Raw genomic sequence first — 13670 nt, 5'->3', positions numbered from 1 at the left:
GACAGGGTGACCGACTGCCTGTTCTGCCGCATGGTCGCCGGTGAGATCCCCGCCGACGTCGTCCACGAGACCGACCGGGTGCTCGCCTTCCGCGACATCAACCCCCAGGCGCCGACGCACGTGCTGGTGATCCCGAAGGAGCACCACCGCAACGTCGGTGCGCTGGCGGCCGCGGACCCGGGGCTGCTCGGCGAGGTCGTGTCCGGGGCGCACGCGGTGGCGGTCGGCGAGGGCCTCGTCGCCGGCGACGGCAACGAGCCGGGCTACCGGGTCGTCACCAACACCGGCCCGCAGGCCGGCCAGTCGGTGGACCACCTCCACCTGCACGTGCTCGGCGGCCGCAGCCTCGGCTGGCCGCCCGGCTGATCGACGGGGTCGTGCTGCCCGGCCCGGTGCGGCTTGAGAAGGTGGGCGCATGACCGACGCCGCAGCCCCCCTCCGGATCGAGCGGGACGGCGACGTCGCCGTCGTCGTCCTGGACAACCCGCCGCTGAACCTCTTCGACGCCGCGACGTTCGACGCGATGGAAGCGGTGGCCGCCGAGCTGGTGCAGCTCACCGATCCGGCCAGGGCTGACCGCGCCCGAGCCGTGCTGGTCGAGGCGCGCGGCAAGGTGGTCTCCGGCGGGGTGGACGTCACGTACTTCCGCGACATCGCCGAGGGGCCGGAGCCGGCCCAGCGCGGCGCGGAGCTGTGGGCCCGGCTGCTGCGCGTGGCCAACGCCTTCGAGGACCTCCCGGTGCCCACCGTCTTCGCCGCGCACGGGCTCTGCCTCACCGCCGCCTTCGAGCTCGCGTTGTCCTGCGACATCCTGCTGGCCGCCGAGAAGGCCTCCTTCGGCCTCGTGGAGATCGTCGTCGGCCTCACCCCCTCGATGGGCGGGCCCCAGCGGCTGGCCGAGCGGGCCGGCCCCGCCCGCGCAAAGGAGCTGGTCTACACCGGCGGGCGCTACCCGGCCGCCGTCCTGGAGCGGTGGAACGTCGTGAACCGGGTACTCCCCGACGAGGGCTTCGCCGAGGCGGCGCGGGAGTACGCGCGCCGGGTCGCGGCCGGGCCCACCGTGGCGCACGCGGCCACCAAGCGGCTGGCGACCGTCGCCGTCCGCGAGGGCGCCCGCGCGGCCGACGCGCTGGTGCCGGAGATCTCCGGGCCGCTCTTCGCCACCGACGACCTCCGCGGCGCCGTCGCCTCCTTTCTCGCGGACGGGCCGGGCAAGGCCACCTACACCGGGCGCTGACCCCTTCGGGCGACGCGGGTTCCGGGAAGCCCCGCGCGGGTAGAGTCGAGCGGGTCACCAGTGCGGATGTCCGCACTTCGCCGTCGCAGGAAGGCAGGGTCGAGGGTTCTTGCCCGACACCTCCCCGAACGTCCCCGTGCCAGGAGCGCCCACGTCGCGTGAGGCCTCGGCGCAGGCCGCCGCGGCGGACGGCACGCTCGCCGGTCCGCCCACCCCGTCCACCGCCCCCGTCCGGGCGACGATCACCGTGCCCGACGGGGTCTCGATGGTCGCCCTCCTCGGCTCGGGCGACGAGCTGCTCCGGCTCGTGGAGGGTGAGCTCGACGCCGACGTCCACGTGCGCGGCAACGAGATCGCCGTCACCGGGCAGCCGGCCGACAACGCCTTCGCCGTCCGCGTCTTCGACGAGCTGATCGCCCTGCTGGGCACCGGCCAGGTGCTCCGGCCGGACTCGGTGCGCCGGGTCATCGGCATGCTCAAGGCCGGGGGCGCCGAGCGCCCGGCCGACGTGCTGAGCCTGGACATCATCAGCCGTCGCGGCCGCACGATCCGGCCCAAGACGCTGAACCAGAAGCGCTACGTCGACGCCATCGACCAGCACACCGTCGTCTTCGGCATCGGCCCGGCCGGTACCGGCAAGACCTACCTGGCCATGGCCAAGGCGGTGCAGGCGCTGACCACCAAGCAGGTCAACCGCATCATCCTGACCCGGCCGGCCGTCGAGGCGGGGGAGCGGCTGGGCTACCTGCCCGGCACCCTCTCGGAGAAGATCGACCCGTACCTGCGGCCGCTCTACGACGCGCTGCACGACATGGTCGACCCCGAGTCGATCCCGCGGCTGATGCAGTCGGGCACCATCGAGGTCGCGCCGCTGGCCTACATGCGCGGCCGTGCGCAGCCGTACGACGCGAAGGTGCTCACTCCCAACGGCTTCATGCCGATCGGCACGTTGCAGGTGGGTGACCTGGTGATCGGCTCCGACGGGACCCCGACCCCGGTCCTGGGCGTGTACCCGCAGGGGCGCAAGCAGGTGTACCGCGTCACCACCCAGGACGGCGGCTCGACGCTCGCGTGCGGCGAGCACCTCTGGACGGTGCGGACGCCGAACGACCGATGTCGCGGGACGTCCCGCACCCTGGAGACCCAGGAGATGATCGGCCGGCTGCGGTGGTCGCACGCGCACCGGTACGAGCTGCCCGTGGTGCAGCCGGTCCAGCTCGAGCCCGAAGAGGTGCCGCTGGATCCGTACGCCCTGGGCCTGCTCCTCGGCGACGGGTGCCTGACCACCACGACGACCCCCGCCTTCGCGACCGCCGATCCTGAGCTCGCCGTCGCCCTGGAGGCTGCTCTCGACCGCATCGAAGTCCACCACAAGGGCGGGTACGACTACACCCTGCGGCACCTCGATGGTGGGCGCGGCGGGCTGCGGATCGCGAACCCCGTGACCGAGACGATCCGCGAGCTCGGCCTCGCCGGGACCAGGTCGGCGACCAAGTTCGTCCCCGAGGTCTACCTGCACAACTCGGAAGACGTCCGGCTCGCGGTCCTCCAGGGTCTCCTCGACACCGACGGCGGTCCCGTGTCGCAGCGCGGGCGGACCTGCCGCGTCCAGTACTCCACCACCTCGACGCGGCTGCGCGACGACGTGACGTTCCTCGTCCGCTCCCTGGGTGGCGTCGTCTACTCACGCGTCCGGGCGGCCGAAGGCCGCCGGCCCGGGCGGGCGCTGGGCCGGGACGTCCCCTGCAGGACCGATGCCCACGTGCTGGACATCCGCCTGCCCGAGGGCGTGCAGCCCTTCCGCCTCGAGCGGAAGCGGCAGGCCTACGACGCGGCGGGCGGCGGTCGGCCGATGCGCTTCATCGAGAGCATCGAGCCGGTGGGCGAGATGGAGACGATGTGCATCCAGGTGGGCGCGCAGGACTCGCTGTACGTGACCGACGACTTCCTCGTCACCCACAACACCCTCAACGACGCGTTCGTCATCCTCGACGAGGCGCAGAACACCACGGCCGAGCAGATGAAGATGTTCCTCACCCGGCTCGGCTTCGGCTCGAAGATCGTGGTCACCGGTGACGTCACGCAGGTCGACCTGCCCGGGGGCGCGCAGAGCGGGCTGAAGATCGTCCGCGAGATCCTCGACGGCATCGAAGACGTGCACTTCGCCAACCTGACCAGCGGGGACGTCGTCCGCCACCGGCTGGTCGGCGACATCGTCGACGCCTACGAGCGCTGGGACGCCACCCGCCAGGCGCCCACCACCCGATCGGCCGCCGGTGCGCCGGCCCGTACCGCCCGGCCACGCCGGCAGGGGAGCTGACCACCGTGCCCGTCGAGGTGTCCAACGAGTCCGAGATCGCGGTGGACGAGGCCGAGCTGGCCGGCGTCTGCCGCTTCGTGCTCGGCGAGATGAAGATCAACCCGATGGCCGAGCTGTCCGTGCTCTGCGTCGACCCCGACTACATGAGCAGCCTGCACGAGCGGTGGATGGGCGAGAAGGGCCCGACCGACGTGCTGGCCTTCCCCATGGACGAGTTCGACAGCGGCCGGCCCGACGACCCCGAGCCCGGGCCCGCCCTGCTCGGCGACATCGTGCTCTGCCCCGCCGTCGCCGTCCGGCAGGCCCGCGCCGCCGGGCACTCGATGGACGACGAGCTGGTGCTGCTGGCCACCCACGGCGTCCTCCACCTGCTGGGCTACGACCACATGGAGCCCGAGGAGGAGAAGGAGATGTTCGGCCTCCAGGGCAAGCTGATCGACGCCTGGCGGGCGGCTCCGCGCGAGCCGGTGACCGGTGCACCGGTGGCCAAGGAGACCGGTCCCCGATGACTACCGGCGCGATCACAAGCCTGGTGGTCGCCATCTGCCTCATCCCCCTCGCCGGCCTGTTCGGCGCGATGGAAGCGGCCCTCCAGCGGGTCTCGAAGGCGCGCGTGGAGGAGCTGCGCCGCGACGGCGTGAAGCGGGCCGCGGGTCTGGAGGAGGTCGTCGCCGAGCGGGCGCGGCACGTCGCGCTGCTCCTGCTGCTGCGCATCCTCTGCGAGATGGTCGCCGCGGTGATCGTCGCGCTGCTCTTCTTCGACCTGTGGGACAGCACCCTGCAGGCGGTGCTGGCGGCGGCGGGGGTCATGACCGTGGTCAGCTACGTGCTGGTCGGCGTCGGCCCGCGCACCCTGGGCCGCCAGCACGCGTACGGCACGGCGCTGGCCACGGCGGGGATCATCCGGCTGCTGGGCCGGGTGCTCGGCCCGGTGGCGAGCCTGCTGATCCTCGTCGGCAACGCGATCACCCCCGGCCGCGGCTTCCGCGACGGCCCCTTCTCCTCCGAGGTCGAGCTGCGCGAGCTGGTCGACATGGCCGAGGAGCGCGGCGTGGTCGAGTCCGGCGAGCGCAACATGATCCACTCGGTGTTCGAGCTGGGCGACACGATCGCCCGCGAGGTCATGGTCCCGCGCACCGACGTCGTCTGGATCGAGCGCGGCAAGACGGTGCGGCAGGCGCTGGCCCTGGCGCTGCGCAGCGGTTTCAGCCGGATCCCGGTGATCGGCGAGAACGTGGACGACGTCGTCGGCGTCGTCTACCTCAAGGACCTGGTCCGCCGCTCGCAGAACGCCCAGGACCGCAGCGGGCCCAAGGTCGAGGAGCTGATGCGCCCGCCGACGTTCGTCCCGGAGTCCAAGCCGGTCGACGAGCTGCTGCGGGACATGCAGGCGCAGCGCATCCACATCGCGATCGTGGTCGACGAGTACGGCGGCTTCGCCGGCCTGGTGACCATCGAGGACATCCTCGAGGAGATCGTCGGCGAGATCGCCGACGAGCACGACAGGTTCCAGCGCCCGGAGATCGAGCAGCTCGAGGACGGCTCGGTGCGGGTCATCGCCCGGCTCCCCGTGCAGGACCTCGCCGAGCTGTTCCCGGGCGTGGAGCTCACCGAGGACGACGACGTCGAGACGGTCGGCGGCCTGCTCGCCCGCGAGCTGGGGCGGGTGCCGATCGAGGGCGCGGCGGCCGAGGTCGCCGGTCTGCGCCTGGTCGCCGAGAGCACCGGCGGGCGGCGCAACCGGATCGACACCATGCTGGTGTGCCGGCTGCCGGAGCCGTCGGAGGACGGCGACGAGGGCGCCGACGGGCCGCACGCGTCGGGGGCCACCCGCGCGGAGCAGCCTGCCGGCGTGGTGGAAGGCTGAGAAAGGACCCTCCTGCCCCCCACCGCTCGCAGGCTCGCGGCGGGCCCCTGCAGGACGGCCGACCCACCGGACGAGGATGACTCTGTGGCTGATCTGCACCCCGAGGACGCGAAGCTCGTCACCCTCGCCCGCTCGGCCCGCGCCCGCACCGGCGCCACCGAGGGCGCCGCGGTGCGCGACACCGACGGCCGCACCTACGTGGCGGCGAGCGTGGCGCTGCCGTCGCTGACCCTCACCGCGCTCCAGGCCGCCGTCGCCGCCGCCGTCTCCAGCGGGGTGGAGGGGCTGGAGGCCGCCGTCGTCGTCTCCGCGGCCGAGGCCGTGGAGCCGGCCGGGCTGGCCGCCGTCCGCGACCTCACCGCCGGCGCGCCCGTGCACCTGGCCGGCCCCGACGGCACCCTGCGCGACTCCGCCTAGCGCGTCAGCGGGACGCCGAGGGCGTCGGCGAAGGCTGCCGGGTCGCGCAGCCACACGGTGAGCGCCCGCTCGCCGTCGTCGCCCAGGTGCCGGACGGCGACCCGGGTGCGCCCGGGCCACCACCCGCCACGCCTGTCCGCCGGCGGCCAGTCCGCCGGGGCGGGGCCGGCGTGCACCTCCTGCACCAGCACGGAGGGGACGACGTCGGCCGGGTCGGTCCGGCTCCCGGCCACGTCGAACGACAGCCCGTGGTCGGAGACGGTGACCCGCCGGGTGTTGAGCACGTACACCGCGACACCCGCGACGAGCGCCAGCGGCAGCTCCTCGCGGACGGCCGCCCCGCCGGCGAGCCAGCCGAACAGCCCCAACCAGAGGACGACGACGAGCACGGCGGCGCCGGCCGCGAACGGGCCCCCGGGCCGGTACTGCCAGTAGCGCAGCGGTGCGGGGACGACGGTCGCCGACCGCTTCGGCCCCCAGCCGGCGATGAAGCGGTGCCCGCGCACCTGCTCGACGTGCGACCGCCGGGCGCGGTCCGCCGCCGCGCGGGGTGGCCGCGCCCTGTCCCGCTGTCGTCCTGGCACGGGACCGATCGTCCCAGCCGGAGCGGAGGCCCGGCCCCGGGGGGAGCGCGAGCAGCCGGGTGGCAGGAACCTTGCGCAGACCGTCGTCCCTGCCACTTCCGCCGGGGTGCACGGGAGGGGACCGTCGAGCCGTGACGACGCTGCTCTTCCTGCTGCTGCTCCTCCTGGTCCTGCGGGCGCTCGCCCGCCCCGCCGGGAGGCGTGGGGTGCCGGCGTCCTCCTGGCCCGAGGCCGGGCGCCGGCTGGCCCGCGAGGTGCTGTCCGGCGCCCGGGAGCTCGCCCGGCTCGACGCGGGGCGCCGCGACCGGATCGGCCGTCCCTGGTCCTGACCGTGCCCCGCCGTGCCGTGGCCCGCCGGGGCGCGGTGTTGTCGGCCACCGGTGGGAGACTGACCGGTGTGACCGACCCTGACCAGCCCTACCGCAGCGGCTTCGTGGCCCTGGTCGGGCGCCCCAACGCCGGCAAGACCACGCTGACCAACGCGATGGTCGGCGAGAAGGTCGGCATCGTCAGCAACCGGCCGCAGACCACCCGGCACGCCATCCGCGGCGTCGTCCACCGGCCCGGCGGGCAGGTCGTGCTGGTCGACACCCCGGGGCTGCACAAGCCCAAGAGCCTGCTGGGTCGCCGGCTCAACGACGTCGTGCGCGACACGCTGGCCGACGTCGACGTGGTCGTCTTCTGCGTCCCGGCCGACCAGCCCGTCGGCACCGGTGACCGCTTCATCGCCCGCCAGCTGCAGGAGGTGAAGGCGCCCGTGGTCGTCGTGGTCACCAAGACCGACGCCGCGGCGAAGAAGCACGTGGCCGAGCAGCTGATCGCGGCCAGCCAGCTGGTCGAGGCCGCCGAGGTGGTGCCGGTCAGCGCGGTGAAGGGCGACCAGGTGGAGCTCCTGGAGGACCTGCTGGTGGGCCTGCTGCCGGAGGGGCCGCCGCTCTACCCGGAGGAGCAGACCACCGACGAGGACACCGAGCGGCAGCTGGCCGAGCTGGTGCGCGAGGCGGCGCTGGAGAAGGTGTTCCAGGAGGTGCCGCACTCCCTCGCGGTCACCATCGAGGAGCTGAACCGCCGTCCCGACCCGAAGCAGACCGGGCGGGAGCTGGTCGAGGTGCACGCGCTGCTGCACTGCGAGCGGCCCAGCCAGAAGCCGATGCTGCTGGGCAGGGGCGGGTCGATCATCAAGGCGATCGGCACCGAGGCGCGCCACGGCATGGAGGCGCTGCTGGGCGCCCGGGTGCACCTGGAGCTGCACGTCACCGTCCTCGGGGAGTGGCAGGACGACCCGAAGAAGCTCAACCGGCTCGGGTACTGACGTGAGCGCACACACCCCCAAGGCGCTCTACCGGGACGAGGGCATCGTCCTGCGCACCCAGAAGCTGGGCGAGGCCGACCGCATCATCACCGTGCTCACCCGGCGGCACGGCAAGGTGCGCGCGGTGGCCAAGGGCGTGCGCCGGACCAAGAGCAAGTTCGGCGCCCGGCTCGAGCCGTTCACCCACGTCGACGTGCAGTTCTACACCGGCCGCAACCTGGACATCGTGAGCCAGGTGGAGTCGATCCGCGCCTACGGGCAGGAGATCGTCGCCGACTACCCGGCCTACACCGCCGGCACCGCCGTCCTGGAGACCGCCGACCGGCTCACCGCCGAGGAGAAGGAGCCCTCGCTGCGGCTGTTCCTCCTCGTGGTCGGTGCCCTGCGGGCGCTGGGGGAGCGGGCCCACCCCGCGCCGCTGGTGCTCGACGCCTTCCTGCTGCGGGCGATGTCGGTGGCCGGCTGGGAGCCCGCGCTCGCCGACTGCGCCCGCTGCGGCGAGGCCGGCCCGCACCGGCACTTCTCCGTGCCCGCCGGCGGCACCGTCTGCCCGGCCTGCCGCCCGGCAGGCTCGGCCATGCCGAACCCGGTCACCATCGAGCTGCTCGACGCGCTGCTGACCGGTGACTGGCCCCGGGCCGAGGCGAGCCAGGGCACCAACCGGCGGGAGGGCAGCGGCCTGGTGGCCGCGCTGCTGCAGTGGCACCTGGAGCGCGGGTTGCGCTCGCTGCCGCTGGTGGACCGCACCGAGTCGGCGCCCCGCCGGGAGATGAGCCTGCTGCATGAGGCGTGAGGTCAAGGCCCCGAACCCGCACCCGTCCGGTGCACGCCCGCCGCAGCTGCCCCCGGACAAGGTGCCCCGGCACATCGCGCTGGTCATGGACGGCAACGGCCGCTGGGCCTCTTCTCGCGGCCTGCCCCGCACCGCCGGGCACGAGGCGGGGGAGTCCTCGCTCTTCGACTGCGTCGAGGGCGCCATCGAGCTGGGCGTCGGGGCGATCAGCGCGTACGCCTTCTCCACCGAGAACTGGCGGCGCAGCCCCGAGGAGGTGCGCTTCCTCATGGGCTTCAACCGCGACGTGATCCGCCGGCGCCGTGACGAGATGCACGAGCTCGGGGTGCGGGTCCGCTGGGCGGGGCGCCGGCCGCGGCTGTGGCGCAGCGTCATCAAGGAGCTCGAGATCGCCGAGGAGCTCACCCGCGACAACGACGTCCTCACCCTCACCATGTGCGTGAACTACGGCGGACGGGCGGAGATCGCCGACGCCGCGGCCGCGATCGCCCGCGAGGTCGCCGCCGGTCGGCTGGACCCGGGCAAGGTCGACGAGTCCACGGTCGCCCGCTTCCTGGACGAGCCCGACATGGAGGACGTCGATCTCTTCGTGCGCAGCTCGGGGGAGAACCGGACCAGCAACTTCCTGCTGTGGCAGTCCGCCTACGCCGAGTTCGTCTTCCTGGACACGCTCTGGCCCGACTTCGACCGGCGGCACCTGTGGGCGGCGTGCGAGGAGTTCGCCTCGCGGCAGCGCCGGTTCGGTTCCGCCTGACGCGACCCGGACGTAACGTCTCCGCTCGACGGCCCGAACCGGCCGGACGAGGTACCGAGCGGAGAAGCGACCGCCATGACGCAGCCACCTTCCGGGAGCCACCGCGCCGGCCCGCCGGATCCGGACGGGCGGCAGGGGTCGGCCGGGAACGCGCGTGGCTGGGCCCCGCCGGATGCGCCGTTCCCGGCCGCCCCGGTCGGTCCGCCCCCGGGGCAGCCGGGAGGGTACGGCCAGCACCCGCCGGCCGGGCCGCCGCCGTACGGCCCGCCCGGGCACGGCGGTGGGCCGGGGGAGTCTCCTCGTCGCCCGCGGAAGCGGACCCTGCTGCCGTGGCTGATCGGTGCCGCGGTGCTGCTGGTCGCCGGTCTCGGCACCCTGCTGGTCTTCCTGCTGGGTGGTGGTGACGCCGAGCGACGCGGTGCCGAGCAGGCCGCCGTGCTGACCACCGGGCAGCAGGAGCAGCCGGCCCGGTCGTCGACGTCGCCCGTCGGCGGGACCGGGCAGCTGCCCGACGGCGCCCGGATGGGCGGGCCCCTCCCCGCGGACGAGGGGGAGCTCCTCGGTCCGGGCACGGTGGCGCTCACCTGGGTGGAGGCGATCGGCCGGGGCGATTTCCAGACCGCCTACGATCTCTCCTGCTCCGAGGTGCAGGAAGGGGCGTCCGCCGCCGCGGCGGCGGACGAGGACTCGGCGCAGGTGCTGGGCGACTACTTCCAGAGCGTCACCCTGGGTGGGCAGGGCTTCACCAGCGGCACCTTCGACGGGATCGAGCACCAGGCGGAGTCCGTGACCGACATGGCCTCCTTCACCCTGGAGCTCGACGACGGGGAGCCGTTCCTGCTGCTGGTGCACGTCGACGCCGACAGGACGGTCTGCGACTTCTACTGACCGGGGTGGATGCCGCCCGGGGCGGGACGGTGACGGAGCACGCCGACGACGGCTGGACGGGGGAGTGCACGGGTGTTCGCGGTGACGCGGCTGCGGGTGACGGCGGAGGAGGCGGGGGCGCTCGCCGAGGCGGTGGCCGGGCTGCTGGAGGCGCTGGGCGCCCGGCCCGGCTTCCGCGGCGGCGAGCTGGGCCGGGCCGCCGACGACCCGACCCTGTGGGCGCTGGTGACCCGGTGGGACGGCGTGGGTGCCTACCGGCGGGGGCTCTCGGCGGCCGAGGTGAAGATCGCCGGTGCGCCGGTCTGGGTGCACGCCCTCGACGAGCCGGGCGCCTACCTGACCGAATGACGGTCAGCACCTACGGTCGGGCCGTGGTCAGCCGCACCCGCACCGCCCGGTACGCCCGCCGGCGCAAGCGCCGCATGGACGCCGTCGAGCACGACCTGAGCGCCCCGCAGTGGGCCGCGCTGGAGCACGCGTGGGGCGGGTGCGCGTACTGCGGGGCCATCGGCCGGCCCCTGCAGCGCGACTGCGTGCTCCCGATCTGCCTCGTGGGCGTTGTGCCGCGCGGCCCCGTCCCGGGGCCCGCCCTGAGCGTGCGAAGGGTGGGGAGGACGGGGTCCTTCACCCGCGTGGCTGCGGCGCAAGCGGCTGGACGAGCGGGCCTTCCTCGTGCGGCACGCCGAGATCCGGGCCTCCCTCGCGCTGCTGTTCGGCCCGGGGACGGCCGGGCAGCCGGCCGCGGCCACCGACTGAGGGCGCCGCGCTCCCGGCCAACTACCGTGGGCAGGTCAACCGCCGACCGCCAGCCGGATGGAGCCCCCTCCCCGTGAGCACCGCCAAGCACGACGCCGCCCGCCTCGACAAGGTCGTCAACCTCTGCAAGCGACGGGGGTTCGTGTTCCCGTCCGGGGAGATCTACGGCGGTACGCGCTCCGCCTGGGACTACGGCCCGCTCGGCGTTGAGCTCAAGGAGAACATCAAGCGCCAGTGGTGGCGCACCGTCGTCCAGAGCCGGGACGACATCGTGGGCCTGGACTCCTCGGTGATCCTCCCGCGCCAGACCTGGGTCGCGTCGGGGCACGTCGGCGTCTTCACCGACCCGCTCACCGAGTGCCAGAGCTGCCACAAGCGGTTCCGCGCCGACCACCTCGAGGAGGAGTTCGAGTCGCGCAAGGGCCGCGCCCCCGAGAACGGCCTGGCCGACATCGCCTGCCCGAACTGCGGCACCAAGGGTGCGTGGACCGAGCCGCGCGACTTCAACATGATGCTCAAGACCCACCTCGGCCCGGTCGAGGATGAGTCGGGGCTGCACTACCTGCGCCCGGAGACCGCGCAGGGCATCTTCGTCAACTTCGCCAACGTCATGGGTGCCGCGCGCAAGAAGCCGCCGTTCGGCATCGGCCAGATCGGCAAGTCGTTCCGCAACGAGATCACGCCGGGCAACTTCATCTTCCGCACCCGCGAGTTCGAGCAGATGGAGATGGAGTTCTTCGTCGAGCCCGGCACCGACGAGGAGTGGCACCAGTACTGGATCGACGAGCGCACCCGCTGGTACACCGACCTGGGCATCGACCCGGAGAACCTGCGGCACTACGAGCACGCCAAGGAGAAGCTCTCCCACTACTCCAAGCGCACCGTCGACATCGAGTACCGCTTCGGCTTCCAGGGCTCGGAGTGGGGTGAGCTGGAGGGCATCGCGAACCGCACCGACTTCGACCTGTCCACGCACACCCAGCACTCGGGCACCGACCTGTCCTACTTCGACCAGGCCAGCAACTCCCGCTGGACGCCGTACGTCATCGAGCCGGCGGCCGGGCTGACCCGCTCCCTCATGGCCTTCCTCGTCGAGGCCTACACCGAGGACGAGGCGCCCAACGCCAAGGGTGGCGTCGACACCCGCACCGTGCTGAAGCTGGACCCGCGGCTGGCGCCGGTGAAGGCCGCCGTCCTGCCGCTGTCGCGCAACGCCGACCTCTCGCCCAAGGCCCGCGACCTGGCCGCCGCGCTGCGGCGGAACTGGAACGTCGACTTCGACGACGCCGGTGCCATCGGCCGCCGCTACCGGCGCCAGGACGAGGTCGGGACGCCGTTCTGCCTCACCGTCGACTTCGACACTCTCGAGGACCAGGCGGTGACCGTCCGCGAGCGTGACTCGATGAGCCAGGAGCGCGTAGCCCTGGACCAGGTCGAGTCCTACCTCGCAGCGCGGCTCCCCGGCTGCTGAGCCACCCCGGCTGATGGGGAGCCGCGCTACGGCGCGGCTCCCCATCAGGTCAGCCGGCTTCACCTGCCGACGCGGTCGTCAGCGCGCGGGAGCCAGCCGTCGTCGCCGGCGGCGTCCCCTCGCCAGCGCCCTTCCGCCCGCGGCACCTCGACGACGTCGCGCACCCGGGAACCGCCGTTGGACAGCTGTCGTCGGACGAGGCGGTCGAGGTCTGGACGGCGGTCGGGGCGCAGATCCTCCGCCGTGACCCGGACGAAACGGACACCGAACGAGCGAAGTTCGTCCTCGGTGCGCTTCTCCCGCCAGAGCTCCTCCTCCGGTGTCCGCCCGTAGCGCGCTCGCCGGTACTTGACCCGCCCATCGAACTCGATCGCCAGGCCGGCCCCGGGGTACCAACCGTCGACGACCTTCACCAGCCTCTCGTCGACCCAGAGCTCCACCTGCGGGACGAACGGGGGCAGTCGAAGCGCGGCGAAGGTCAGCCGCCCCCAGGTCTCCAGCCAGGACTCGGCCCGGCCATCGGCGAGCTCGACCGCGCGGACCGACCGCGGGACACCGGCCACCCGGGCCTGCCGCTCGAGCACGCGCGCCAGCTCCTCGCGCGTGGTCAGGCCCCGCAGCAACGCCGCGTCGATGGCGGCAACCGCGTGCACCTCGGGCCAGGCGCGTGCCACGTCGATCACGGTGCGGGCCGCCGTCGTCGCCCGGTACGCGCCCCGCACCGTGACCTCGTCGTCCGGCAGCGCGGCTCGGGTCATCAGCCAGCCCCGACCGCGGCGCCACCTCTGCGGATCGGTGAGCTGCACGTGCGCCGGTTCGGACAAGGGCCGGGGCAGGCCCCACATCCACGCCGCCGTGCTGCCGCTGAGAACGGCGGACCTCCGGTCCAGGCCGACGACCACGGCCAGCGCATCGAGTCCCGGACGGCGATCGGTCCGCTCGACCTCGGCGAGGTCGTCCGCGGTCACGAAGACGCCGGTGCGCAGCCGCACCCACGTCCCGGTGCGGACGGCGCTGCGGATCTCGCTCTCGCCGATCCCGCGGGCGGCCAGGTCGGCGGTGGTGAAGATGCCCAGCCGGTGCCGCACGGGTGCGTCGACGGACAGCGGGAGTCGCGGTGGTGAGAGCACGGGCCGACGATCGGGTGGCACCGCCGCGCCGGGCAGCAGATCGAGCAGGATGGGGACGGCGGGGGCGGCGGTGGACGACGATGGGCCGCGATTGCGGCCCGAGTGGTAGTGAGACGCCGCGTCACCCGATGGGGAGCCTTG

The 13670-nt window shown here is 73.7% G+C and carries 14 protein-coding genes and 2 pseudogenes; 14 read left to right on the top strand and 2 right to left on the bottom strand.

The features are described 5' to 3' along the window. Window positions 1-6: 6 nt before the first annotated feature. The 7 genes and pseudogenes from BMW62_RS16395 to BMW62_RS16370 all read left to right on the top strand — a co-directional run bounded on the left by BMW62_RS16395 (window position 7) and on the right by BMW62_RS16370 (window position 5841). Complete coding sequence (locus BMW62_RS16395) at window positions 7-366, top strand: histidine triad nucleotide-binding protein (protein WP_211435165.1); 360 nt, start codon at window positions 7-9, stop codon at window positions 364-366. 49 nt (window positions 367-415) lie between these two features. Continuing rightward, on the top strand, window positions 416-1237 hold the full coding sequence (locus tag BMW62_RS16390; RefSeq protein ID WP_091932958.1) for an enoyl-CoA hydratase/isomerase family protein: 822 nt from the start codon (window positions 416-418) through the stop codon (window positions 1235-1237). A 265-nt stretch (window positions 1238-1502) separates the two neighbouring features. Beyond that, window positions 1503-2921, top strand: a pseudogene (locus BMW62_RS23520) (PhoH family protein); the annotation flags it as partial. Between the two features lie 279 nt (window positions 2922-3200). Beyond that, window positions 3201-3557: pseudogene (locus tag BMW62_RS23515) on the top strand (PhoH family protein); the annotation flags it as partial. Between the two features lie 5 nt (window positions 3558-3562). Further along, window positions 3563-4066, top strand: coding sequence for an rRNA maturation RNase YbeY (gene ybeY / locus BMW62_RS16380; protein ID WP_091932956.1), 504 nt, complete (start codon window positions 3563-3565; stop codon window positions 4064-4066). Beyond that, on the top strand, window positions 4063-5424 hold the full coding sequence (locus BMW62_RS16375; protein WP_091932953.1) for a hemolysin family protein: 1362 nt from the start codon (window positions 4063-4065) through the stop codon (window positions 5422-5424). The genes ybeY and BMW62_RS16375 overlap by 4 nt, the downstream gene beginning before the upstream one ends. Window positions 5425-5508: 84 nt before the next feature. Then, window positions 5509-5841, top strand: a complete 333-nt coding sequence (locus BMW62_RS16370; protein ID WP_091932951.1) for a cytidine deaminase — start codon at window positions 5509-5511, stop codon at window positions 5839-5841. On the opposite strand, the gene BMW62_RS16365 is transcribed toward BMW62_RS16370, so the two are convergent. Beyond that, a complete protein-coding gene (locus BMW62_RS16365; protein ID WP_139206292.1) occupies window positions 5838-6425 on the bottom strand; it encodes a hypothetical protein in 588 nt (195 codons plus the stop codon). The two genes, BMW62_RS16370 and BMW62_RS16365, sit on opposite strands and share 4 nt — an antisense overlap. Before the next feature lie 131 nt (window positions 6426-6556). On the opposite strand from BMW62_RS16365, the gene BMW62_RS16360 reads away from it, so the two are divergent. The 7 genes from BMW62_RS16360 (at window position 6557) to BMW62_RS16325 (ending at window position 12399) form a co-directional block, all read left to right on the top strand. Then, window positions 6557-6754, top strand: coding sequence for a hypothetical protein (locus tag BMW62_RS16360; protein WP_091932946.1), 198 nt, complete (start codon window positions 6557-6559; stop codon window positions 6752-6754). A gap of 68 nt (window positions 6755-6822) precedes the next feature. Continuing rightward, window positions 6823-7737, top strand: a complete 915-nt coding sequence (gene era / locus BMW62_RS16355; protein WP_091932944.1) for a GTPase Era — start codon at window positions 6823-6825, stop codon at window positions 7735-7737. 1 nt (window position 7738) lies between these two features. Next, on the top strand, window positions 7739-8530 hold the full coding sequence (gene recO / locus BMW62_RS16350) for a DNA repair protein RecO (RefSeq protein WP_091932941.1): 792 nt from the start codon (window positions 7739-7741) through the stop codon (window positions 8528-8530). Beyond that, a complete protein-coding gene (locus tag BMW62_RS16345; RefSeq protein ID WP_091932938.1) occupies window positions 8520-9284 on the top strand; it encodes an isoprenyl transferase in 765 nt (254 codons plus the stop codon). Before recO ends, BMW62_RS16345 begins: the two co-directional genes overlap by 11 nt. 348 nt (window positions 9285-9632) lie before the next feature. Continuing rightward, a complete protein-coding gene (locus BMW62_RS16340; protein WP_170852430.1) occupies window positions 9633-10172 on the top strand; it encodes a hypothetical protein in 540 nt (179 codons plus the stop codon). Window positions 10173-10244: 72 nt separating this feature from the next. After that, window positions 10245-10520, top strand: coding sequence for an antibiotic biosynthesis monooxygenase family protein (locus tag BMW62_RS16335; protein WP_091932933.1), 276 nt, complete (start codon window positions 10245-10247; stop codon window positions 10518-10520). A gap of 481 nt (window positions 10521-11001) precedes the next feature. Then, window positions 11002-12399, top strand: coding sequence for a glycine--tRNA ligase (locus tag BMW62_RS16325; protein ID WP_091932930.1), 1398 nt, complete (start codon window positions 11002-11004; stop codon window positions 12397-12399). Between the two features lie 59 nt (window positions 12400-12458). On the opposite strand, the gene BMW62_RS16320 is transcribed toward BMW62_RS16325, so the two are convergent. Further along, complete coding sequence (locus BMW62_RS16320; RefSeq protein WP_170852429.1) at window positions 12459-13529, bottom strand: type IV toxin-antitoxin system AbiEi family antitoxin domain-containing protein; 1071 nt, start codon at window positions 13527-13529, stop codon at window positions 12459-12461. Window positions 13530-13670 lie beyond the last annotated feature (141 nt).

The organism is Blastococcus sp. DSM 46786, from assembly GCF_900109665.1.
In the GTDB taxonomy this organism is placed as follows: domain Bacteria; phylum Actinomycetota; class Actinomycetes; order Mycobacteriales; family Geodermatophilaceae; genus Blastococcus; species Blastococcus carthaginiensis.
This window is presented reverse-complemented; position numbering and strand designations above follow the sequence as displayed.